10 protein-coding genes are annotated in these 23,763 nt (G+C 72.4%); 6 read left to right on the forward strand and 4 right to left on the reverse strand.

What is annotated here, in order from left to right:
- Nucleotides 1-66: 66 nt before the first annotated feature.
- Entirely contained in the window at nt 67-5,937 is a 5,871-nt protein-coding gene (locus WME85_RS06625; protein WP_437836217.1) for a protein kinase domain-containing protein, read from the reverse strand.
- Between the two features lie 191 nt (nt 5,938-6,128).
- Here WME85_RS06625 and WME85_RS06630 point away from each other — a divergent pair, with 191 nt between their 5' ends.
- A complete protein-coding gene (locus WME85_RS06630) occupies nt 6,129-9,224 on the forward strand; it encodes an AAA family ATPase (protein ID WP_437836219.1) in 3,096 nt (1,031 codons plus the stop codon).
- 4 nt (nt 9,225-9,228) lie between these two features.
- Here WME85_RS06630 and WME85_RS06635 read toward each other — a convergent pair whose 3' ends face one another.
- Nucleotides 9,229-14,400, reverse strand: a complete 5,172-nt coding sequence (locus WME85_RS06635) for a phosphorylase family protein (RefSeq protein WP_437836221.1) — start codon at nt 14,398-14,400, stop codon at nt 9,229-9,231.
- A gap of 23 nt (nt 14,401-14,423) precedes the next feature.
- Nucleotides 14,424-15,911, reverse strand: coding sequence for an aryl-sulfate sulfotransferase (locus WME85_RS06640; RefSeq protein ID WP_437836223.1), 1,488 nt, complete (start codon nt 15,909-15,911; stop codon nt 14,424-14,426).
- Between the two features lie 278 nt (nt 15,912-16,189).
- Between WME85_RS06640 and WME85_RS06645 the strand changes: the two genes are divergently transcribed.
- The 5 genes from WME85_RS06645 to WME85_RS06665 all read left to right on the forward strand — a co-directional run bounded on the left by WME85_RS06645 (nt 16,190) and on the right by WME85_RS06665 (nt 21,847).
- Nucleotides 16,190-17,830: a GMC oxidoreductase gene (locus WME85_RS06645; protein ID WP_437836225.1), complete on the forward strand. Its 1,641-nt coding sequence runs from the start codon at nt 16,190-16,192 to the stop codon at nt 17,828-17,830.
- Nucleotides 17,831-17,874: 44 nt separating this feature from the next.
- Nucleotides 17,875-18,807, forward strand: coding sequence for a helix-turn-helix transcriptional regulator (locus WME85_RS06650; RefSeq protein WP_437836227.1), 933 nt, complete (start codon nt 17,875-17,877; stop codon nt 18,805-18,807).
- Complete coding sequence (locus tag WME85_RS06655; RefSeq protein ID WP_437836230.1) at nt 18,804-19,532, forward strand: putative quinol monooxygenase; 729 nt, start codon at nt 18,804-18,806, stop codon at nt 19,530-19,532. The genes WME85_RS06650 and WME85_RS06655 overlap by 4 nt, the downstream gene beginning before the upstream one ends.
- Nucleotides 19,533-19,863: 331 nt before the next feature.
- Nucleotides 19,864-21,381 carry a right-handed parallel beta-helix repeat-containing protein gene (locus WME85_RS06660; protein WP_437836232.1) on the forward strand — a complete coding sequence of 506 codons (1,518 nt, stop codon included), beginning with the start codon at nt 19,864-19,866 and terminating at the stop codon, nt 21,379-21,381.
- A 247-nt stretch (nt 21,382-21,628) separates the two neighbouring features.
- Nucleotides 21,629-21,847, forward strand: a complete 219-nt coding sequence (locus WME85_RS06665) for a hypothetical protein (protein ID WP_437836234.1) — start codon at nt 21,629-21,631, stop codon at nt 21,845-21,847.
- Nucleotides 21,848-22,025: 178 nt separating this feature from the next.
- Here WME85_RS06665 and WME85_RS06670 read toward each other — a convergent pair whose 3' ends face one another.
- Complete coding sequence (locus tag WME85_RS06670) at nt 22,026-23,750, reverse strand: DEAD/DEAH box helicase (RefSeq protein WP_437836235.1); 1,725 nt, start codon at nt 23,748-23,750, stop codon at nt 22,026-22,028.
- Nucleotides 23,751-23,763 lie beyond the last annotated feature (13 nt).

Consider the following 23,763-nt stretch of genomic DNA (forward strand, 5'->3'; position numbering starts at 1 on the left):
GACCTGCCGAACAGGCGAGTGTCGGACGATCCGCGGGCTTCGGATCCGGCGGTGCGAGCGGCAGAATCAGGGGTCGAGCAGCCGACCGATCACCTCCGCCGACGGCAACGCGCCCGGCGCGGCGGGGGCGGGCGCACCCGGCGCGGCGGGGGCGGGCGCCGCCGCGCGCGGCGGGGGCTCGGCGCGCGTCCACGCGAGGTCGAGGTGGTCTTCCAGCTGCTCGAGGAGCGCCCCGAGCTGGACGGGCTTGGGCAGGAAATCGGTGCACCCCACGCCGGCGCCCCGCGCGCGGTCGCCCTCGGACGCGCTCGCCGACGACGCGATCACCGGGACCGAGGCGAGCCCGGGCAGCTTCCGCAGCCGCCGCGTCGTCTCGATGCCGTCGAGCTCCGGCATCGCCAGGTCCATCACGACGAGATCGGGCCGGCGGGCGCTCGCCAGCGCCAGCGCCTCGCCGCCGCCGGAGGCCTCGACGACGACGAAGCCCAGCGGGGCGAGCATGTCCCGCAGCACGGCCCGGTTCTCGGCCTGATCGTCCACGACCAGGACGGCGCGGCGAGGTCCAGCGTAGCCGGTCACGCGCGCCCAGCGCCCCGCGACCTGGGGCGCCGGCGCGCCGGCGGCCGGGGCCGCGCTCGCGTCCGCGAGCGGCACCTCGACCTCGAACACGCTGCCCTCCCCGGGCTGGCTCTCGACCCGGAGGGTGCCACCCATGTGATCCACGATCCGCCGCGTGATCGCGAGCCCGAGGCCCGTCCCCTCGACCGGCGCGCCCCCGGTCGGCACCTGCTCGAACGGCTCGAAGATCCGCTCGAGGTGCTCGGGCGCGATGCCGGGGCCCGTGTCCTCCACGCGGAAGCGCACCGGCCGTGGCGCGCCCGAGAGCGGGCCTCCAGCAGGCGGCGCCTCGCTCGCCACGACGCGCAGCACCACGCGGCCGCGCTCGGTGAACTTGATCGCGTTGCCCAGCAGGTTGAGCAGCACCTGCGTGAGCCGCTTCTGGTCGGCGATCACCGCCCCGAGCGCGGCGCCCTCCTGCTCGAACAGGAAGGTCAGGCCCTTCGCCTCGGCGCGCACCTGGCAGATGCCGAGCACCGCCTGCACGAACGACGGGAAGTGCACCTCGTCGGGCGAGAGCGTCAGCTTGCCGGCCTCGATCTTGGCGAGGTCGAGCACGTCGTTGATCAGCGTCAGCAGGTGCTCGCCGGACGACTGGATGATCTGCACGGCGCGCAGGTGCCTGGGCGACAGCCCCTCCAGCCGCTCGAGGATCTGCGCGTAGCCGAGGATCCCGTTGAGCGGCGTGCGCAGCTCGTGGCTCATGCTCGCGAGGAAGTCGCTCTTGGCGCGGCTCGCCGCGTCGGCCGCCTCCTTCGCGGCCTTGAGCTCGGCGGTGCGCTCCTCGACCAGCTGCTCCAGGCGCTGGTGCGAGCTCGAGAGCTCGCTGTACAGCGCGGCGTTCTCGACGGCGGTCGCGGCCTGGGCGGCGAGCAGCGAGACCACCTGCACCCGCGCCTCGGGGAACGCCCCCGAGACGCCCGCGTGCTCCAGCACCGTCACGCCGAGGAGCCGCCCCTGGTGGAGCAGCGGCACGAGCAGCAGCGAGGCCGGGCCGCGGGGCTGGAGGTAGGGGTCGTCGTCGAAGCGCCCGTCGCCGCCGTCGCGCCCGAGCACCAGCGGCTCGCGGCTGCGCGCCACGTAGCGCACCGCCGTGGCGGGCAGGAGCGCCGAGCTCAGGGCCGGCTCGTCGCGGTGGAGCGTCATCCGCTCGGGCTCCACGGTGAGCTCCGCGCGGACGACGAGGTGATCGCCCCGCGCGAGCACCAGCACGGCGCGCTCGGCGCCGGCGTTCTCGGCGAGGAGCCGCATCATGCGCGCGATGAGCGAGTCCGGATCCCTGTCGCTGGCCAGCGCCTGGGCGGCCTCGAGCAGCGAGACGACGTCGAGCTGGCTGGCCGCGCGGGCGGTCGCGCTCGCCGCCCTGAGCGCCGGGGCCGGCGGCGCCGCGGCGCCGGCCGGCTCGGCCAGGGCCGGCTCGACCGCCGCGAAGACCTCGGGGTGCCTGCGGCGCAGGGCCGCGGCGGCGCCGGTGGCCTCCCAGCGCAGGTAAGCGCCGTGCGCGTCGCGCAGGGTTGCGCGCGCCATCCGCGCCCGGCCGCGCGCGAGCAGGTGCTCGCCCGCGAGGCGCAGGCCGAGGGCCTCGGCGTGGACGAAGCCCTGCCGGTGGGCGTGCTCGATGGCCTCGTCGAGGAGGCGCTCCGCCTCCTCGTGCCGCCCCGCCGCCCGCGCCTCCCCTGCCTCGGCGAGCAGGAGCGCGTGGCGGAAGGTCGCCGGGTTGAACGCCGCGAGCCTCTCGAGCCGCGCGCGCTGGTCGGCGAGGGCGGCGCGGCGGTCGCGGTCCTCCGCCGGGTCGCCGGACGGCGGCAGCGCGGCGCCGAGGCTCGCCAGGATCTCGAGGCTCCAGAGGGCGGGCGGGTTGCACCAGCCGGCCGTCCACAGGGGGCTCACCTCCAGCGCGAGCCGCAGCGCCTCGCCGTCCTCGCCGAGGTGCGCCGCGGCGAACGCGGCGGAGCCCAGCACGATGACCCGCGTCATCGGCGAGGAAGCCGGGAGCGCGGCGACGCGGCGGATCGCGGCGCGCACGTCGGTCGCGTCGGCCTCGTCGGCGCAGGTGAGCAGGCGGTGGACGACGCGGAACGCCGGGGCGCTCTGGCCGGCGATGCTGTCCCGCCAGGGCGCGGCGGGGATCGGGCAGCTCGACAGCCGCGCCCCCGCGCCCATCCGGGCGGCGGGGAGGACGACCTGGCTGACCTCGCTGTGCGTGATGGCGCCTTCACGGAAGCCGATCTCGGGCACGTCGCGCCACTGCGCGTGCACGAACGCGAGGTCCGGGTGCACGAGCTGGCCGGCGAGGTTCCCTGTGTGGAGGGCGCCGGCGAGGAGCAGGCCCTCCGTGGAGCGCGCGGCGTACACGAGCTCGACGCACCGGGCGCCCAGGGGCAGGTCCTGGAGCACGCCGGTGAGCACGACAGCGCTCATGCTCAGGCCGTAGACAGCGCGCGGGTACAGCCCGTGCACCAGGGCGATCTCGGGCATCGCGAAGATCAGGCTCGCCGCGAGGTCCGGCTGGCTGAGCGCGGCCGCCGTGATCGACGCGCCGATCAGCTCGCCGGCGACGCGCGCGACCGGATCGGCGCAGCGGGGCAGGGCGCGGAAGGAGTCCGGGCTCATCGCCGCGATGAGGGGCGCGATGCGCGCCGTCTGGGCGGCGAAGAAGGCCGCCAGCGCCTCGGGCTCGCGCGGGAACGACCAGCCGAGCTCCGACAGCGCGGCGAGCCCCACGCCGACGCCCTCGGGGTAGCGCCCGGCGACGGTCAGCAGCGGCACCTGCGCGAGCGCCACGCGCCCCCGCCCGACAGCGTCCCGGGTCCGCTCCCGGCACGCCGCGAACAGCCGCTCGCCCGCCTCGGGCTGCCCCGCGAGCCACTCGGTCTCCGCGAGCGCGAGCAGGATCTCGAAGTCGAGCGCCGCCGCGGCGCCGCCGTCGGGGAGCGTGGCCGCGCCGGCGTCGGGGACCGCGGCCGCGCCAGCATCGGCGACCGTCGCCGCACCCCCGTCGCCGGCCGCGGCGGCGCCCCCGTCGGCGCCGAGGAGCTCGCGCCCTGCCCGCAGGAACCGCACCGCCTCGGCGTAGGCCGAGGCCGCCTTCGCCCGCAGCCCGGCGGCGAGGCAGCGCTCGGCCGCGCGGCGCCGCTCCGCCGCCTCGCGGAGGTGCCCCGCGGCCCGGACGTAGTGGTGGACGAGCGCGAACAGCTCGGCGTCTCCCCCGCGCGCCGACCAGCGCCGGTCGAGCGCGCGCGCGAGGGCCAGGTGCAGGCCGGGGCGCTCGTCGCCCCCGGGCAGCTCGTACGCGGCCTGCTGCACCCGGTCGTGCACGAACGCGTACGCCTCGCCCTCTCCCTCGCCCGCGGCCACGAGGAGCCCCTCCTGCAGCAGCGCCTCGGCAGCCCTCCGCAGCGCCTCCGGCGGCAGCCCCGCGGCGGCGCTCACCAGCGAGGCCTCGAAGTCCGCGCCCACGCACGCCCCCGCGACGAGCATCCGCCGGGGCTCCTCGGGGAGGCGGCCCATCTTCTCCGTCAGGAGCGCCACGACGTTGTCGGTGACGGCGGCCCGCTCGATGCGCTCCGCTTCCCAGTACCACCTGCCCGTGTAGGTGTCGCGCAGGAGCAGCCGCTGCTCGTGCAGCGCCCGCAGGAACTGCTCGACGAAGAACGGGCTGCCGTCGGTCTTCGCCCTCACGAGCGAGGACAGGGCCCGCACCTCGTTGCCGGCGCCGCGCAGCATGTCGTCCACCATCCCGACGAGCGCCTGCTCGTCGAGCGGCCCGAGCGCGCGCACCTCCGCGCGCCGCCCGCTCGCCCGGGTCGCCTCGACCAGCGCGCGCAGCGGGGGCGCCCCGTCCACCTCGCCGTCGCGGTGAGCCCCGAGCAGGAGGAGGTGCCCGACCTCCGGGTCGGTCGCGATCGCCTCGATCAGGGCCAGCGAGGGCGCGTCGGCCCACTGGAGGTCGTCGATGAACAGCACGAGCGGGTGCTCGGCGGTCGCGGTCGCGCGGACGAAGCGCTGCACGGTGAGCTGGAAGCGGTGCTTCGCCTCGGCCGGGCTCACCTCCAGGAGCGCCGGCGGCTCGCCGAGGGTGCGCGCGAGCTCCGGCGCCATGTCGACGAGGATGCGCGCGTTGGCGCCGAGGGCGGCGCGGGCGGCCGTCGCCCAGCGCTCGAGCGCCTCGGCGCTGTCGGAGAGCCTCCGCCGCGTGATGGCGCGGAAGGCCTGCGCGAGCGCCGCGTACGGGGTGCCGCGCTGGAGCGGATCGAACTTGCCGGCCGCGAAGAGGCAGCCGGCGAGGCGCGCCTCGTCGCGCAGGGCCCCGACGAGCGCCGACTTGCCGACGCCGGACGGCCCGGAGAACAGCGCGAGCTCCGTCTCGCCGCGGCGCGCGCGCGCGAGGGCCTCCCGGAGCGCCTGTTGCTCGCGCTCCCTGCCGAAGAGCCGCGACGGCCTCCGGACGCGGTTCTCCCAGTCGCGCGCGCCGAGCGGAAAGGGCCGGATCTCTCCGGTCTCGCGCAGCGCCTCGAGCGCGCGCTCCAGGTCGCGCGCCGCGCCCTCGCCGGTCTGGTAGCGCTGCTCCGGGCTCTTCTCCAGCAGCCGCATCACGATGGCGCTGACCGCCTCTGGGATCCGGAGCGCCGGCGCCCGCTCGTGCGGCGGAGGCGGCCTCCGGGCGATGTGCGCGTGGATCAGCGAGAGCTCGTCGGTCAGCTCGAACGGCGGCTTGCCGGTCAGCATCTGGTAGAGCGTGCAGCCCAGCGCGTAGAGGTCCGCCCGCGCATCGACGCTGCGCTGCATGCGGCCGGTCTGCTCCGGCGCTATGTACGCGAGCGTCCCGATCGCCGCCCCTTCCGCGCCGCCCGCGTCCCCCGCCGCGGTCCGCCGCGTGGCCAGGCCGAAGTCGATGATCTGCACCTCGGTGCGCGCGGCGTTCACGAGGATGTTCTGCGGCTGGATGTCGCGGTGGATGACGCCCCGGCGGTGGAGCTGCCCGAGCACCCGCGCGAGCGCGGCGCCCAGGCGCAGCGCTGCCTCGGCGGGGAGGGGCCCGCTCGCCAGGGCGCGGTCGAGCGAGGCGTCTCCCCAGCGCTCGAGCACCAGGGCCACCCCGGCGCCGTGGGGCACGAGGTCCAGCGCGCGGACGACGCCGGGGAGCTCGATCTTGCGGAGCAGCGCGTGCTCGCTGCGGAGCCGCGCCACGACCCGCTCGTCCGGCGGCTCGTGGCGGGGGATCTTCAGCACGACGGCCGCCTGGGTGCTCCGGTGAACGCCCGCCACGACGCGCGTCTCCGCGCCGGTGTACAGCACCTCCCCCAGCCGGTAGTCCATCGGCGCCATCTTCGCCGAAGTCGCGCGGCGTGTGTCGCTTCCTGCGGCCGAGGTCGCCGTGGCGAGCGTGGGTGGACGGTCGGCGGAGCGCTGCTGTAGGTTACCTATCCACAGTACAGTCTGCCCTCGCGGCCCTGGAGCCCGTGTCTAGTGGTTGATCCCAGGGGCATACTTGCTTGAGGAGCAAGGAAATGAACCCGCTCGTCCCCGACTTCATCCTCCAGCAAGACGCTCTCGGTCAGACGGAGGGAAGCTTCACGGGGGCGGTGCTAAGGATCGACATCCCCGGCTTCACCGAGCTCGTCGACAAGCTAATGCAGCATGGGAGTGCGGGCGCCGAGGAGATCGCGCGCGCACTCCGGGACTACTTCGGCCCGCTGATCCAGGCGGTGCATCATGCCGGTGGCTTCGTCGCGCGCCTCGCGGGCGGCGGGTTCACTGCGATGTTCCCGGACACCCCGGAGCGTGACGTCGCGGAGCACGTGCTGGCTGCTGCGCTCTCGATACGCCATCTCTTCGCCGAGCGCCCGGAGCGGCAGACGGCATTCGGGAGCATCCCGTTGTCCTTCACGACGGCGCTCGCGTGGGGCGCTGTCGACTGGGAAATCGTGCGCATCTCGCCGGAGCGGGCTTACTACCACTTCCATGGGCAGGCGCTCGCCGCGTGCGTCACGATCGAGCGACAGGCCCAGACGGGGGACATCCTCCTCGATAGCGCGCTGCACGAGCGAATCCCGCCCGGGAGCGCGGAGCTCCACAGCGAGGACGTCTACAGGCTCGGCGATGTACCGGCGCCCGGGCTGCCGCAGGTCCCGATGGCCCCGTCCCGCGGCGACGGCGCCGCGTTCGTGGCGAGCGGCGCCGCCGGCATACCGCCGGAGGGCGAGTTCCGCAACGTCACGAGCGTCTTCCTCTCGTTCGAGCAGATCCCGAGCTTCGCGGAGCTCACGCGCCTCTTGCACGAGCTCTCGGAGCTCTACGGCGGCACGTTCACGGGCATCGACGCGGGCGATCTCGGCATCGCCGCGCTGATCCACTTCGGCGCGCCGATCACGCACGAGAACGACAACGATCGCGCGCTCGACTTCGCGCTGGAGCTGAAGAAGCGCGGCCTCCGGCAGATGCGCCTCCGCGCCGGGATCACGCGCGACGTCCGCTACGCCGGCTGGAGCGGCGGCACCGAGCGGCACGAGCTCGCGTGCATCGGCCGTGCGACGAACCTCGCCGCGCGCCTCGTCGCGAAGGCTCCCTGGTCGGCGATCTGGGCCGACGCGCAGGTCTTCTCCGTCAGCGAGACGGGATACCAGTGGACGACGGAGGACATCTTCCGGTTCGAGGGCTTCGGTCTGCCCGTCCTCGTCTACTCGCTCGAGCGGCGGCGCATCTCGGTCCAGAAGGAGTTCTACGAGCTCGGCCTCCTCGGTCGCGAGGCCGAGCTCGATCTGCTATCGCGCCACGTCGAGCCGATCTTCGAGGGCAAACCGGCCGGGCTCATCTACATTGAGGGCGAGCCGGGGATCGGGAAGAGCTACCTCGTGCAGCGTTTCAGCGAACGGTGCGAGGCGTCCCACAGAAACAGGCCCTTCCTGTGGATTGACGCCCGCTGCGATCAGACCCTCCAGAGCTCGCTGAATGCGTTCGAGTTCGGGCTGCAGGAGTACTTCCGGACGTCCTCCACGCTGGGCAAGGAAGAGAGGTTCACGTGCTTCGAAGACGCGTTCGATCGCCTTCTCGAGCGGTTTCCCGGGAGCCAGCACGCACTCCGGCGCGAGCTCGACCGCGCGCGCTCGATGCTCGCCGCGCTCGTCGGCATCCGCTGGGAAGACTCGGCGTACGAGCGCCTGCACCCGAAGCTCCGGCACACGAGCATGCTCTCGGCGCTGAGCCTCATTTTCCTCGCAGAGGCGTCGCTCCAGCCGGTGATCCTCCATCTTGAGGACGCCCACTGGGCCGACGAGGATTCGCTCGAGGCGGTGCGCGTGATCGCGCACGCGTGCCGGGGGCTGCCCATCGCGATCCTCTGCACGACGCGGCGCAAGAACGACGGCACCCCGGTGCGCATCCCGCTCGACCCGGGCATCTCCGAGAAGGTGATCGAGCTGAAGCCGCTGCCGCCCGAGCAGCTCCTCGCGCTCGCGGTCCCGCTCTTCGGCGGCTCGATGCCCGACATGCTCGCGACGCTCCTCTGCGAGGTGGCGGGCGGCAACCCGTTCTTCGCGCAGGAGATCCTCGCCTACTGGCTTGAGGACGGGCGCCCCCGCGCGGACCTGAGTGACGACGTCTCGATCACGAACACGTTCACGCGGCCGAAGAACGTGAACAGCCTGCTGATCTCCCGACTCGGCCGGCTCGACGCGAAGGTGAAGCAAACCGTCGTCGCCGCGGCGGTGCTCGGGCGCGAATTCGATCTGCGCGTGCTCGCGCTCATGCTCGCCGACGCGCCGGTGCTCGAGGAGCACCTGCGCATCGGTGAGACGGAGTGCATCTGGTCGCAGATGACGGAGCGGCGCTTCCAGTTCAGCAACGCGCTGCTCCGCAACGCGGCCTACGACATGCAGTCCCGCGCCCGGCTGCAGGAGCTCCACCGGCTCGCCGCCGAGGCGATCGAGAGGCTGTACGACGGCGACCTCGAGGGCCAGCTCGTTGCGCTCGGCCGGCACTGGCGGCGCGCGGGCAAGGTCGACCACGCGCGCCGCTACTTCCTCGCGGGCGCGCGCAAGGCGGCCGCGCGCTACGCCCACCAGGAGGCGACGCGGCTCTACCGTGTCTACTTCAAGCTGTCACCGGAGCCGACGCGCGACAGCCTCGCCGTCCGCTACGAGTTCGCGCGCGATGTGCTCGAGGCGAGGGAGAGGCACGAGGAGGCGCGGCAGGAGCACGTCCTCGTGCTCACCGACGCGCAGAAGCTCGGCGACCGCGCGTCCGAGGCGCTCGGCTTCCTCGGCCTCGGCCGCACGCACTGGGCGATGCAGCAGCCGGACGACGCGCGCACGTACTGGGAAGAGGGGCTGCGCGCCGCGCGCGAGGCGGGCAACCTCCGGACCGAGGGGCTCCTGCTTGCGAGCCTCGGGACGGCCTACGCCGCCCAGGGCCGGTACGATGCCGCCCGCACGCTCTGCTCGCGTGCGCTCGAGATCGCGGGCCAGACCGGCAACCGCACGGAGGAGGCGAGGCTTCTCTCCGAGCTCGCGAAGCTGGACCGGTCCAGTGAAGATCCGGGCCATGCGCAGGCGCAGCATGGCGCCGCCAGCGAGCATGCGCCGGCGTCCCGACCGACGCTTGCCTGACCGATCACCGCCTCACGGTCTCCTCCGCGCCCCGCCCGTCGGGCGTCTCGCGCCTCCCCGGGGCCACGAGGCGCGGAGTCAGGATGAGCGCCTCGTCGTCGGGGACACGCTCCACGGCGGGCAGATAGGCGTCGAGCTCACCCGGCTCGAACCGACAGAGCCCGATCGCATACCAGAACGAGCCCGCGACGGCGCCGCTCAGCTTGTAGCGGCGGCCATCGGGCGTGAACGCCGCCCAGCCCTCGGCGCGGGAGACGAGCACGGCGCGGCAGACGCCGGCGGCCACGTCCCAGATCCGGACGGTGCCGTCGTCCGAGGCGCTCGCGAGCCAGGCGCCATCCGGGCTGAAGGCGACGCCCTGCACAGCGCTCGCATGCGCCCGGAGGACGCGGCGCTCGGCGCCGGTGAGCGCGTCCCACAGACGAACGGTGCTGTCCTCGGCGCCAGAGGCCACAAAGGCGCCCTCCGGGCTGAAGGCGACGCTGGAGACGGCCGACGCGTGGCCCTTCAGGACAAGGCGCTCGGCGCCCGAGGCCACGTCCCACAGATGAACCGCGCCGTTGCTCACGCCCGTGGCCAGCGAGGCGCTGTCCGGGCTGAATGCGGTGCTCCTGACGAGCGCCGCGCGGCACCTCAGCACAAGACGCACGGACCCCGCCGCCGCGCTCCACAGAAACACGGTCCCGTCGTCGGCGCCCGACGCCAGCGACGCCCCGTCCGGGCTGAAGGCGATGCACCGGACCGGGGACGAATGGCCCTTCAGGACGCGATGCTGTGCGCCTCTGGCCACGTCCCACAGCCGGACCGTGCTGTCCTTTCCGCCCCAGGCAAGGGAGGCGCCGTCAGGACTGAAGGCGATGGTGCTCGCGGACAGCGGGTAATCCTTCATGATGCGCTGCCCGGCCCGCGTCTTCACATCCCACAGGCAAACGGTGCCATCCGCAGAGGCGCTCGCGAGCGAGGCCCCATCCGAGCTGAACGCGATGCTCCTCACGTGGTCCACGTGCCCTTCGAGCACGCCGCGCGCCGCCACCGTGCCCGCGTCCCAGAGGCGAATGGCGCCCTCTTCCGAGGCCGCCGCGAGCGAGGTGCCATCCGGGCTGAAGGCGACGCTCCGGATGGGCGGCGCATTGCCTCGAAGGATGCGGCGCCTGGCGCTCGTCGCCACATCCCACAGGAAAACGCCGCTGTCCGTGGAGCCAGAGACCAGGGTGGTGCCATCCGGGCTGAAGGCGACGCTCCTCACCGCCGCGGTATGGCCCCTCAGGACATCGCGCTGAGCGCCGGTGGCCACGTCCCACAGCCGGATGGTGTTGTCGTTGCTGGTGGACGCGAGGATACCGCCGCTGGCGTCGAAGGCAACGCTCGTCACAGAGGCTTCATGGCCCATCAGGACACGAGGATCAGCCGCTGTGATCACGTCCCACAGCCAGACGGTGCTGTCGTGAGCGCCCGCGGCCAGCGAGGCGCCATCCGGGCTGAAGGCGACGCTCCTGGCGATCGTCGCGTGGTCCCTCAAGGCGCGGAGCTCGGCGGCCCTGGCCACGTCCCAGAGCCGGATGGTCCGGTCGTCGGAAGCCGACGCCAGCACGGCGCCATCCGGCCTGAAGGCGATGCTCCGGACGATGCCCGTATGGCCTGTCAGGACGCGGGGTTCGGCCGCTGCGGCGACCTCCCAGAGCCGGACCGTGCTGTCATTGCCGGTCGAGGCCAGCAAGGTGCCATCCGGGCTGAACGCGAGGCTCCTGACCGCGGCCACGTGGCCTCGCAGGACGCGGAGCTCCTTGCCCGTGGCCACGTCCCAGAGCCGGATCGTCGTGTCGCTGCTGCCGGAGGCCAGCAAGGTACCATCCGGGCTGAACGCGACGCTCCTGACCCAGGAGGCATGCGCTGTCAGCGCGCGGCGCGCCACCCCCGTGGCCACGTCCCACAGCCACACCGAGCCATTCCGGTGCACAGAGGCGATGAGCTGTCCATCGGGGCTCACCGCCACCGCCATGCAGGGAGACGGCACGGCGGTCGTCATGACGTCGGCGTGGGAGGCGCCGGGCGGCGCGCTCCCGAACGTGTCCAGGCCGGCGAGCGCGCCGTCGTCCAGCCTCGCGCCGACGAGCTGGGCATGGCGGAGCCGGGCCGACGCGAGCCGCGCGCCGCGGAGATCGGCGCCGAGGAGCCGGGCGGACGACGCGTCTGCGCCCTCCAGATCCGCGCCCGCGAGCCGCGCCCCCGAGAGATCCGCGCGCACCAGCGCGGCCCCGGCGAGCTTCGCGCCGCCGAGGTCGGCCTCGACCAGGATCGCTTCGCGCAGATCCGCCCCGGTCAGGTCGGCGTTGCGGAGGTTCCGGCGCGACAGATCCTGCCCTCGCAGGTCCTGGCCGGCGAGGTTCACCCGCTCCTCGGCCTCGACGTTCAGCAGCTTCATCACGCCGATGGCGTTCCGCTTGGCGACCTCCCCCGACACGCCGCCGAGCACCTGCCTCGCCCAGGCGACGCTCGCGTCGCGGTCCGCCAGCGCCGTGAAGAACTCGAGCATCAGCTCGGACATCTCGCGCCACCCGAGCACCGTGGCCTCGCCCCCCTGACGGAGCTCCGCCGCCGCCGCCCGCGCGACGAGCCACTCGAGCACCGAGGCGTGGAGGAACGAGAAGTTGCCCTGCGGATCGCGCACGAGGAGCGTGCCGGAGCCGACCGCATGGACGGCCTCGTCGAGCTCGATCTGCCGCGTGCTCAGATCGATGATGGCCTTCGCCACCTCGGCGGGAAGCTCGTCAACATGGATGCTCGGCTCCATCCTGGACCAGAGCCGGAGCGCCAGCGTCGTCACGGCCTTCCACCGATCCTCGGTGGCCAGCGTCGACGCCGCGCCCTTCAGGTGCACGCGCTCGTCCTCGCCCCGGAACCACCGATCGAGCAGGCTCTGGTAGAGCCCGGCCGCGGTGATCTTCCCGGTCCGGTCCCGCGCCCCGAGCAGCTCTCGCTCGGGGATCTCGGAGATGAAGCTGAGCAGGCGGGGGTTCTCCGACAGGCGCAGCAGATCCTTCACGTCGTCGAGCAGCCGCACCCGGGCCTCGGCGGCCTCCGTGCTGCCGAGCAGGTTGACGAGGAAGTGCCGTATCTGGACCGGCGAGAACGTCGCGAGCGTCACGATGCGGTGGCCCAGGATCCGCTCCGCCTGCTCGCCGAGCTTGGTCCGGATCTGGTCGTCCGAGTAGAAGTGCTGCGTCCGGCTGGTGAGCACGACCTTGGCTTTGCCCTGCGCGGCCTGGATCAGCGCGTCGAAATGATCGGCGGCGCGGCCATAGCGCACGCGCAGCGCCAGCTCGTCGAAGCCGTCGAAGAGGAGCGCTATCAAGCCTTCCGCCAGCATGTACCGGAAGCTGGGCAGATCGAACCGCTCCATACCTGCCAGCGCGAGATGGTTGGCGACCAGCGCGTCCAGCGAGTGCGCTTTCTCGAGCGACCGCATCTCGATGAGCACCGGGTACGGCGGACCGTCCCGCGCCCCGAGGCGGCGCGCCAGCTCGTGGAGCAGGAACGTCTTTCCGGTCCCGAAATCCCCGAGGACCAGGACGAACCGGGCCGCAGGCGAGGCGAGCAGATCGTCGATCGCCTCGAGCGCGTGCTCGACCTCCTGCCGGGCGCCTCCCGCGGCCGTCAGCGACGCTCGCTGAGGGACATAGAGCCTCGGCGGATAGATGGGGTCGCGCTCCAGCCGGTGAACCAGCCGCTCCACGTAAGGCCCGAAGTGGATCAGGCCCTGATACTCGGCAATGCTGGCCAGCCATACGCCCTTGCGGTGCGCTTCCCGCACCAGCGCGTCGGGCGCCGGCGGGCCATCGTAGACGAGCTGCGAGAACGTCCCCGCGCTCCGCCGCTGGTAGCGCGCGTGCACCTCGGTCCGGAAGAGCTCGATCAGGGCAGGCGTGACAGGCCCGGCCACGGCGCCCACGGCGAAGGTCAGCGCCGGTCCCATCAAGGCATGTCCCAGCGGCTCGGCCGTGACGATCTCGGCGACCTCGGAGAACGGGGGATGGGCCTCCCTCCAAGCGACCGTGACGCGCTTGCCGCGCGCCTCCTCGCGCATCCGGCAGACGCGCAGGACATGATCGAGGAGACCGTCGCCGCGCTCCTCGTCCGCCGGGCGATCGCGGTCGCGGCGCTCGTGCCTGTCGCGCGATCGGCCCTCGCGCGCGGCGACGGGCGAGGGGCCCTCCGCGCTCGGACGGCTCGCCCGCATCCGCTCGAGCACCGCGCGCGCGTAGGCGGCCGCCACGATGGCCGCGTACATCTGCCACGCGTCCCCCTTGTGCTCATCGCAGTAGTCGCAGATGCCGCGCACCACGAGGTACCCGACGTCGTGCTGCCACGCGGCGTCGGCGAGCCCGGACCCTTCCATCTCCACGGCCTTGATGCCGAGATCGTCGCGGAGCTGGTCGCGCCGGCGCGGGTTCTTGAGGAGCGTGTTCCCGGAGCCGATCGGCCCCTGGAACACGCGCGGCTGCCCCTTCTTGCGCTGCGGATCCGCCGGGTGGGGACAGACCTTTGACGGGTCCGCCGGATCGTGCAGCACGTCTTCAGCGTCGGGAGGCCGCTTTGCGCCCACGAGCCTGCGCCCGCGGTCGATCAGCTTCACCCACGGCACCTTCCGCTCGTAGGCCAGGACCTCGAGCGCGTCGACGCCCTCGAGGAGCCACGCGCCCGGCGCCCGCGGCGAGGGGCGGGGCGTCCTGCCGCGGGCGGTCTCCTTGTCGAGATCGTACTGCACCACCCCGCGCCGATCGACGACCACGACGTCGCCGAGCCGCACGTGCTCTGCGGGCCGCTCCGGGTGCGGCACGCCGCCCGCGATGCCCACCATCACCACGCTGCGGATCTGCCGGAAGTGCTCGAGCATCTGCGTCACGCGGACCGACGCGAGGTTGTTGCCCATTCCGGTGCTCACCAGCGCCACCGCGTGCGCCCCGCCGCCCCTCGCCGGGATCTCCCCGAGCACGTAGTCCCGGCCCGCTCCGTCACCCCCGGCCGAGTGCTCGACGGGGTCCTCCAGCATCGCCTTGGCCGCGGCGAACTCCTTGGGAAGCGCCGTGACGAACCCCACCGTCACGCGATCGAGCAGCGCTCGAGCGCGATCCTCGGGCGCGATCGCCGACGCCAAGCGCGGCTTGGTGGACGCCATCGCGCCCTTGTATCATGGGCTACTCAGGGGCGTGTCGCTCCGCTCTCGTCGGCCGTCGCCACGCAGAAATCGCCGTCGGCGGCGTACCCCTGCGCGTCCCGGAGCTCGACCACGCGGTCCCGGCCGAGGGGCGCCGCGCCCGGGACGCGGAAGGTGGCGACATCGAGCCGCGGCACCGGCGTCTGCCGGGGCGCCGGCAGCTGCGGCACCCAGCCGTACGGCGCGCGGTAGGCGCGGTAAACCAGGTTCAGGCTGAGCGGCGGCTTGCGCCAGTAAGGGCTGATGTACTCCCACACGATCTCGTGGGTCGGGGTGACCTCGAAGATCCGGCCGTCCGATCCCTCGGTGATCAGCGTGTTGCCGTTCGGCAGCCGCTGGGCGCTGCTGATGAACGGGCTGTAGAAGCGCGACGCGTCGAGGGGCATCACGAACCCCGCCTCCCTCGGCGTGTACTGCCAGCGGATCTCCAGCGTGATGGGGTCGATCTCCAGCACCCGCGAGTGGTCGCGCAGGGCGGTCTTGAGCCCCCTGGGCGCGCCGGGGTTGGGGGCGCCGTAGCCGGCCCAGCCCCCGTTGTCGAACACGAGGAGGTTGCCCTCGCCGGGCAGCCCGCGCGGGATGAGGTGGGCGTGGTGCTGGCCGATGATCCAGCCGAGCCGGCGCTCGGCCTCGCTCCCGTCGTACCGCGGGCCGAGCTTCCACGCGATCCGCCCTGTCTTCTTGTCGACGATGGCGATGAGGTTCGCCTCGCGCGCGTCCCAGATCAGGTTGTCGGGGTGAAAGCGCTCGTCGCCGGCGTCGTACCACCGGTTCGGCCCGAGCAGCGACAGCGAGTTGATGTGCAGCCAGTCGCCGATCCCCGCCGCGGCGGCGTTCGCGCCTCCGAGGGCGCCCGCGCCCGGCGCGCGCAGGTTCGGGTCGCGGCGCAGCGCGGCGCGCGCTTCCTCGTCGAACCCCAGCTCCTCGAAGTGCTCGTGGGCGCGCCACTGCCACACGATGTTCCCTTTCCAGTCCACCTCGATGATCTTGTCGTCGAGCAGCGGGTGCTCGGAGATCGCGTAGTTCCGCACGTTCTCGTGCACGAGCAGGAAGGTGCTCCCCCTGTCGACGAGCGGCTCCTGGCCAGGTGCATGGTACCCGACCGGGTTGCCTTGCCGCTGGAAGTCGTGGTGCTGGCGCGCGAACCAGTGCGGCGTCTCGCCGGGATCGGCGATGTACTCGAGGCGGTCGAAGCGCCACACCACGTTGCCTTCCCAGTCGACCTGCACGAGGTCGATCTGGTCCTGCGTCCCGTGCTGCGGGTTGCGCTCGCCGGTGCTGCCGAACACCTGTCCGCCGGGCAGGAGCTTGCTCGGGAACCCGTGCAGCCCTTTCCAGAGCTGCACCTCGCGGCCGTTCATGTCGATGAGCAGCGCGCCGAGGCCCGGGGCCTGGAAGATGGTGTAGCCGTTCCAGCTTCGGTCAGGGTCATAGAGGGTGACCCCGGTGGGGTAGATGGTCGGATGGCCCATGCGTCGTGTCTCCCGGCCGGCGGCGCCGCCGCGGCGGGTCGCTCGCTGCACGGGGCGTACCCGCGGCGGGCGCCTCGGGCGAAGGCGCCGCGCCAGGCCTCGCGGCTTCGACGCTGCTGCGCAGGGAGCAGCCCGGCAGCACCGGCGCTGGCCAGGGAGCACCACGCCCGCGGGCGAGCGGGCGAGCGGGCGAGCGGGCGAGCGGGCGGCCAGCCTGCATCCGGCCATAGGCGCCGGGGGCCAGCTGGACGATACTTCGCCCCGAGAAGCAGGTGCGGATGGACTTCGACGTCGACTTCGCGATCGTGGGCTCTGGCTTCGGGGGCAGCGTCTCCGCGCTGCGCCTGACCGAGAAGGGTTATCGGGTGACCGTCCTCGAGTGCGGAAAGCGCTGGAGCAAGGACGACTTCCCCAGGACGAACTGGAACCTACGAAAGTTCCTGTGGGCGCCCAGGCTGCTCTGTCACGGGATCCAGCGGCTCACCCTGCTCCGGGACACGCTCATCCTCTCGGGCGCGGGCGTGGGCGGCGGCTCGCTGGTGTACGCGAACACCCTGCTGGTGCCCCCGCCCGAGGCCTTCACCAACCCGGGCTGGCCGGCGGGCACGAGCTGGCGCGACGAGCTGATGCCCTTCTACGAGACGGCGAAGCGCATGCTCGGCGTGACGGCGAACCCGAAGCTCTGGCCGGCGGACCGGCAGCTCCGGCAGATCGCCGACGAGATGGGCCGCGGGGACACGTTTCACGTCACCAACGTGGCCGTGCTCTTCGCGAGGGAAGGGGAGCAGGAGGGGCAGCGCGTGCCCGACCCGTTCTTCGGCGGCGAGGGGCCCGAGCGCGCCACCTGCGTCCACTGCGGCGGTTGCATGGTGGGCTGTCGCTACGGCGCCAAGAACACGCTCGACCTCAACTACCTTTACCTGGCCGAGAAGAAGGGCTGCACCATCCAGCCCGAGACGATGGTCACCGCCGTCGACGCGCTCCCGGGCGGCGGCTACGAGCTCACCCTGGAGCGCTCCACCGCGGTGTTCAACAAGCGTCGCCGCAAGCTCCGGGCGCGCGGCGTGGTGCTCAGCGCCGGCGTCCTCGGCACGGTGAAGCTCCTGCTCCAGGCCAGGGCCGAGGGCCGACTGCCGCGCCTCTCCCGGCAGCTCGGCAACTACGTGCGCACGAACAGCGAGGTCATCCTCGGGGTGACCGCCAAGGATGACCGCGTCGACTACTCCCGTGGCATCGCGATCACGAGCGGCATCTACCCTGACGCGCGCACGCACATCGAGCCGGTGCGCTACCCCGCCGGCTCCGACGTGATGGGCGCCCTCGGCACCGTGCTCACCGACGACACGCCGGGCCTGCCGCGCTGGCTGCGCTGGCTCGGCCGGCGGCTCCTGCGCCCGATTGACCTCCTCTTCGGGCTCCTGCCCTTCAAGTTCGCGCGCCGGTCCACCATCCTCCTCGTGATGCAGACGGTCGACAATTACATGCAGCTCGTATGGAAGCGCGGCGGCATGACCACCCACCGTCCGCCCGACCAGCCCAGGCCGCCGGCGTACATCCCCATCGCCAACGAGGTCGGCAAGCGGCTCGGCGCGCTGATGAACGGCACCCCGCGCAACGCCATCAACGAGGCCGTGCTCAACGTGCCGACCACCGCGCATATCCTCGGCGGCTGCGCCATCGCCCGCGATCCGGAGCACGGCGTGATCGACGAGCAGAACCAGGTGTTCGGCCACGAGGGCCTCTATGTGGTCGACGGCTCGATGGTGCCCTCGAACCTCGGCGTGAACCCGTCGCTCACGATCACCGCCATGGCCGAACGGGCGATGAGCAGGATGCCCCTCAAGCGCGACAACCCCGCCTTCACCGGGGCGTCCCGGATTCTCGAGGCGGCGGCGCCCTCGGAGCGCGCGCGGCGCTGACCGATCGCGGGCCCGCGCTGGTCGTCCTCGAGTACGCTCGGGCGGTGGATCTCCCCCAGAAGGTACGCGCGCTCCATGCCTCTCCGGCGCTGACCGTGCTCGACTTTGAATGCGCCTGCGGGCGGCAGCACCCGGCGCCCGAAGAGGCGTCCGCGAGCACGGACTTCGCGTTTGTCCGGCGGGGCAGCTTCCTCAAGGAGACCGAGGGCCGCAGCTTGTGGGTGGACCCCCACCGGGTGCTCTTCAACAACGCCGGTGAGGTCGGCCGGGTGCGTCACCTCGTGGACGGCGGCGATCGCTGCACCATCTTCTGTCTCTCCGAGGATCTGACGCGCCAGGTGGTGGCCTGGCACAACGCCGGCGACGCGGAGCGGCCGGCGCGGCCTTTCACCCGGTCCGATGCTCCGGCCGACAGTCGCACCTACCTGCTCCACCACCTCCTCGTGGCGGAGCTGGAGCAGGGTCCCGGCGATCCGCTGCGGATCCAGGAGCGAACCCTCGACCTGCTGGACGCGGCGCTGCGGGCGGCAGGGAGCGAGCCCCGTTGCCGCCGCCGCGACGCGGCCACGCAGCGCCGCCATCGCGACCTGGTCCACGGGGCGGCGGAGCTGCTCTCCCGCCACCTGACCGACCCGCCGGACCTGATCCAGCTGGGCCAGGCCCTGGACTGCTCCCCCTTCCACCTCCACCGCGTCTTCCGGGCCACCACGGGTCTGCCCATCCACCGCTACGTGCTGGGCCTGCGCCTGCGCACGGCCCTCGGGCGCCTCCTTGGGGGGTCTCGGAACCTGACGGCGCTGGCCCTGGACCTCGGCTTCGCCGATCACAGCCACTTCACGAACACGTTCCGCCGGGAGTTCGGGTGTAGCCCGTCGGCGCTCCGGCGCCTCCGAGAAGAGCCGACCGCGCGCAAGATCCTTCAAGCCCGTGTGCCCGTCGCCTCTCAACCTTTTCTGCGTCGAGAGGAGGACGCATGATCGGTGGCATCAAGCGCGCGCGGGCCAAGGCGGGTCTCGAGGCGGAATTCGAGGCGATGTTCAGGAGCCACGCCGCCGCGGTGCGTGCCCAGGAGCCGGGCACGCTCAGTTACGACCTGTTCAAGGATGGCGCGCCCGGGCGCTATGTGGTCCTGGACCGCTATCGAGACGGGGAGGCGCTGGCCGCGCACTGCGGCTCGCCTCACGGCGCCGTCTGGTTTCCGCGGATGAGGGCCGTGCTGGAGCACCTGGAGGTGGTCTATTTCTCGGGCCACGAGCCCGGGGACGCCCACTACACCGCGCTCGCCTTGACGCGCGCTCCCCTGGACAGGGCGTTCCGTCTGGCCGCGGATATCCGTCTCCTGTCCCGCTGGGCCACGCGCTTCTGTCAGGGGTTGCGAGAGGAGGGGGAGCGCTGGGTCGTGAGCTCTCCCCAGGGAGATGTGCGCCTGCGCTACGAGGCAGACCCCGCCGCGGGCGTGGTGTGGCACTGCGTCGACACAGGTAGCGGAGAGCTGCGGATGCCCATGCGTCTCGCGCGCCATGGCCCAGGGAGCCTGCTCCTCTTCACCATCCAGCGGCCGCCGGGGTGCTCGGAGGCGGCCTTCGACGAGCAGCGAGGGTGGGTCGATCAGGAGCTGGCTCAGCTGCGGGAGCTGATCGAAGAATCCCAGGAACCCGCGACGCTCCCGCCCGGGGCGTCGCGCGGTCCGGCGGCCGTCTGACGGGCCGCTGCGCTGCCCGGCCCGTTGATCAAGTCAGGTTGAACTATTGCGCCCTCACTGTCCAGATGGCCGGGAAATCAGCCCGCTCGCGACGTTCCTCGGACAGGGCGTGATCGGACGCCGCTGCGCTACATCCTGCTACCTGATTTGCGGATCTCGGCACTACAGCAGGGTCTGGCCGGATGACAAAGAGCCTCACTGTGTCATGTTGCCCCGCTGCGGAGAGCCCACGCCGCCGCGCGAAGAAGTCCAGCGTAGCTTCGCGTGTGTAAAAATCCAGTAGGGCTTTGCAATAGATCAGGAGGTCGCCTCTGTGAGATTTCTAGCCTGCATGACGGGGTTGCTCCTTGCCGCCGGCTGCAACGGCGAGATCGGTGGGCTCACGGCCGGTTCCGGTGAGGACGCGCCGCTGCCTCCGCCCGTCAACATCCCTCCGATCCACGTCCAGTGCACCCATGTGGGGAGCGGCACGGACTACCAGGTCGGCCCTGGCAAGCAGTTCGAGTCGATCGGCGATGTCCCGCTCGAGTCGCTCGTCGCGGGCGACACGGTGCGCATCTTCTGGCGCGCCGAGGGGTACCACGAGAAGCTCATGCTCGGCGGCCAGGGGACCGCGGAGCAGCCGATCCGGGTCTGCGGCGTCCCGGGGCCTGGCGGCGAGCTGCCGGTGATCGACGGCGAGGGCGCCACGACGCGGCCCGAGCTCGATTTCCCCTTCGACGGCCACCAGGTGAGGGGGCTCGTGATCATCGGGCACAAGCACGACGACCCCTACGATCTCGCGCCCAGCCACATCACCGTCGAGGGGCTCGAGATCAAGAACGCATCGCCCCCGTTCCGCTTCACCGACAAGGCCGGCTCCGCGGCTTCCTACGCGGACAACGCGGCCGGCATCTTCGTCGAGCGCGGCAACCACGTGACGATCCGCGCCTGCGAGGTGCACGAGAACGCCAACGGCCTCTTCATCGGCACGGGCGGCGCGGAGATCCTCACCGAGGACGTGCTCATCGAGTCCAACTACATCCACGACAACGGCAGCCTCAGCGATTACAACGAGCACAACGTCTACAACGAAGCCTCGAACGTCGTCTACCAGTTCAATCGCTTCGGCCCCACGCGCGGCGGCAACGGCAACAACATCAAGGAGCGCTCCGCCGGCGTGGTCATCCGTTACAACTGGATCGAGGACGGCGCCCACCTGATCGACCTCGTGGACGCGCAGGAGGCGACCGACTCGGTCGCGCTGCCGTCGTTCCACGAGACGTTCATCTACGGCAACGTGCTCCTGCGCACCGGCTACGGCCCGTCGATGGTCCACTATGGCGGGGACAGCGGTCAGACCGAGAATTACAGGAAGGGCACGCTCCATTTCTTCGCCAACACCGTGTTCGTGCAGAACGAGACGTACCAGGATTACGAGCGCTCCGCTGTGTTCGAGGCCTCGACCAACGACGAGCGGATCGACGCCCGGAACAACGTGTTCGCCAGCAGCCAGGAGCCGACCGAGATCCGCGCGGTCACCTTCATGGGGGACCGCGACGACGTGGCCGCGGGGACCCTCCTCCTCGCCGGGAACTGGGTGATGAAGGGGTGGACGGCGTTCGATCCCGTCCCGGGCCCGAAGGTGATCGGGGAGGTGGACGGCCTGGACAGCCAGATCATCGGCCTCGACCCGCCGTTCACCTCGGTGGACGGTCACGACTTCCTCCCGGCCACCGGCGGCCCGCTTGTCGGCGGCGGCGCGGCGCTCGACGGCCTCCCGGCGGTCGAGCACCAGTACTCGCCGCACCAGAAGGCCATGGCGCGCAGCGACGGCGCGAAGCTCACGATCGGCGCGTTCGCCCCGTAGCGCGCGGCGCGCGCGTGCCGCCCTCGCGAGACACGGCGCGAGGGGCGCAAGCGTGACAGGCTCGGCCTTACCCTCCTCGCTCCCTGCTCACCTCCTGATCCGCCGTTCTGCCGAGTGGATGCTCGGCGGCCTCATCAGGAGCTCGCCGCGCAGAGCTCGGTAGGCCGCCACAGCGCTCCTTCCCACCCGTCGCGCTCCGGCGTACGGTCCGCCGCCGGGCGCGGTGCAGGCGCGGTGAAGGAGGAACATGTCATACGAGACCAAGTTCGTGGAAGCGGGCAGCGCCGAGGAGCTGACCGCGCTGGTGCAGCAGGCGGAGCGCGAGGGGTGGCAGTTCGTCTCGTCGCAGGTGACGATGGTGTGGGTGACCGGAGAGCCGCAGCGGCCGGGCGAGCCGGCCGGCCACGCCAGGAAGTGCATGCTCGCGGCCCTGCACCGCCCCGTGGCCTTCGGGGAGCAGGCCTGACCGCGGCGCCGTCCAACAGCCGGCCGAGGCGGCCTGCGGCGGCGTGGCCGGGGCGGCCCGCGACGGCGTGGCCGGGGCGGCCGCCGCCGGGGGTGATCGGCTCACCCCCCCTCGCGCGGCGCGGTGGTGGCCCAATTTGCCCCGGAGTGATTCACATGAAGGCGGGAAGGCAGGAAGATCATTGATCTTTTCTTCCCGCCTTCCCGCCTTCATGTTCAAATCCGGCCACCACCCGCGGCGCGGTGACCCTCGCCCACACCGCGAGGATCATGGCCTGTTCCATCGTGCGCGGCGGGGGATGGCCCCGCGGGGGCTCGGCCGGCAGGGGGACGGGGGGCTTTCCCCGGCGCCATGGCGCGTCGTGCCGCGCCGAGGCCCCGGCCGCGGGGCCGCGGCGCGCGACCTCGTAATCGACGGCGGCCACCGCCTCCTCGAGGGTGGAGAAGCGCTCGACCAGCTTGCCATCCAGGAGGACATGCCACCGCTTCCCGCGACCGCCGCGGGCGAGGACGGCGACCTCGCTGATCGCTCCGGGCTTCCTCTCGAAATGGAGCGCGAGGCCGAAGCGGCCGAGCGAGGCCCACGCATTGCGCGAGATGGCCAGCACCTCCGGGTCGACGCGCAGGCTCAGGGGATCGAAGTGCGCGGCGCGCTCCTGGATCTCGCGCAGGGTGATGCGGCCCGCCTCGACCTCGAAGCCGGGGTAGTCGAAGGCGATCTGCCGATAGAAGCGGCCCGCCTCCGCGGCGTCCCTGCCCTCGAGATCGAGGTCGCGGGGCATGCCGAAGAGCGAGGGGAGCGTGCACAGCTGGAGCGAGGAGAGGTCGACGAAATCGAGGATGAGGCAGTCCTTCTTGCCGGGATGGAGGCGGGTGCCGCGCCCGACGCACTGGGCATAGAGCCCCTCCGAGCGCGTGGGGCGGGCCATCGCGACGCAGGAGACGCCAGGGTCGTCGAAGCCCTCGGTGAGGACAGCGACGTTGGTGAGGACCTGGACGCGCTCTTCCCGGAAATCAGCGAGGATCCGGCCGCGGAGGTCGGAAGGCATGTCGCCGTGGACGTAGCCGGCCCGGACGCCGAGGTGGTTGAGCGCCTTCGCGAGGTTCCTGGCGTGGGCGACCGTGACGCAGAAGGCGATGGTGCGGCGGTCGCGGGCGAGCTCTTGAATCGAGCGGGCGACGAGCGCGTTGCGCTCCTCCAGGTCGACGGCCTCCTCGAGCTCGTCCGCCGCGAAGTCGAGGCCGCCGCCGTCAAGGCGGGAGAGGTCGGTGGCGGTGGCGACGCGGTAGCCGGTGAGGGGGGCGAGGTAGCCGTCCGCGATCATCTCGGGGAGGCTGCGGCTGTAGACGATCGCCTCGAAGACGTCGTCGAGGCCTTTGCCGTCGCCGCGGGCCGTCGTGGCCGTGAACCCGAGGAGGGTGCCAGTCCACGCGGGGTCGAAGGCGCCGAGCTGGCGGAGCACGCGGCGGTTGTCCTCGGCGGGGGCGTGGTGGCACTCGTCGTAGATGACGAGGCCTATATCGCGGCCGCCGGTGACCTGCTCCAGCCGCTTCTCGTGGAGCGAGCGGATGGAACAGACGATGACGCGCGCTTCCGACGAGGCGCGGAGCTCGCCTTGCTCGACGGCGACCGTGGCCTGTCCGCCGAGGGCGCGCTCGATCTTGTCCTTGGCCTGGAAGAGGAGCTCTTCGCGGTGGGCGAGGACGAGGACCTGCCGCCTGGCGAGGCGGGCGAGATGGGAGAAGATGACCGTCTTGCCAGCGCCGGTGGGGAGGCACACGACCATGCGCCGGACGCCGCGCCTGCGCGCCGCGAGGACGGCATCGACGGCGGCGCGCTGGTACGGGCGCAGGGCGGGCGCGCCGGGGCTCATCGGCGCTGAGGCGGTCGTGGGGCTGGTCATGCGCGCTCGTGCT

It is taken from the genome of Sorangium sp. So ce1153 (assembly GCF_051521595.1).
In the GTDB taxonomy this organism is placed as follows: domain Bacteria; phylum Myxococcota_A; class Polyangia; order Polyangiales; family Polyangiaceae; genus Sorangium.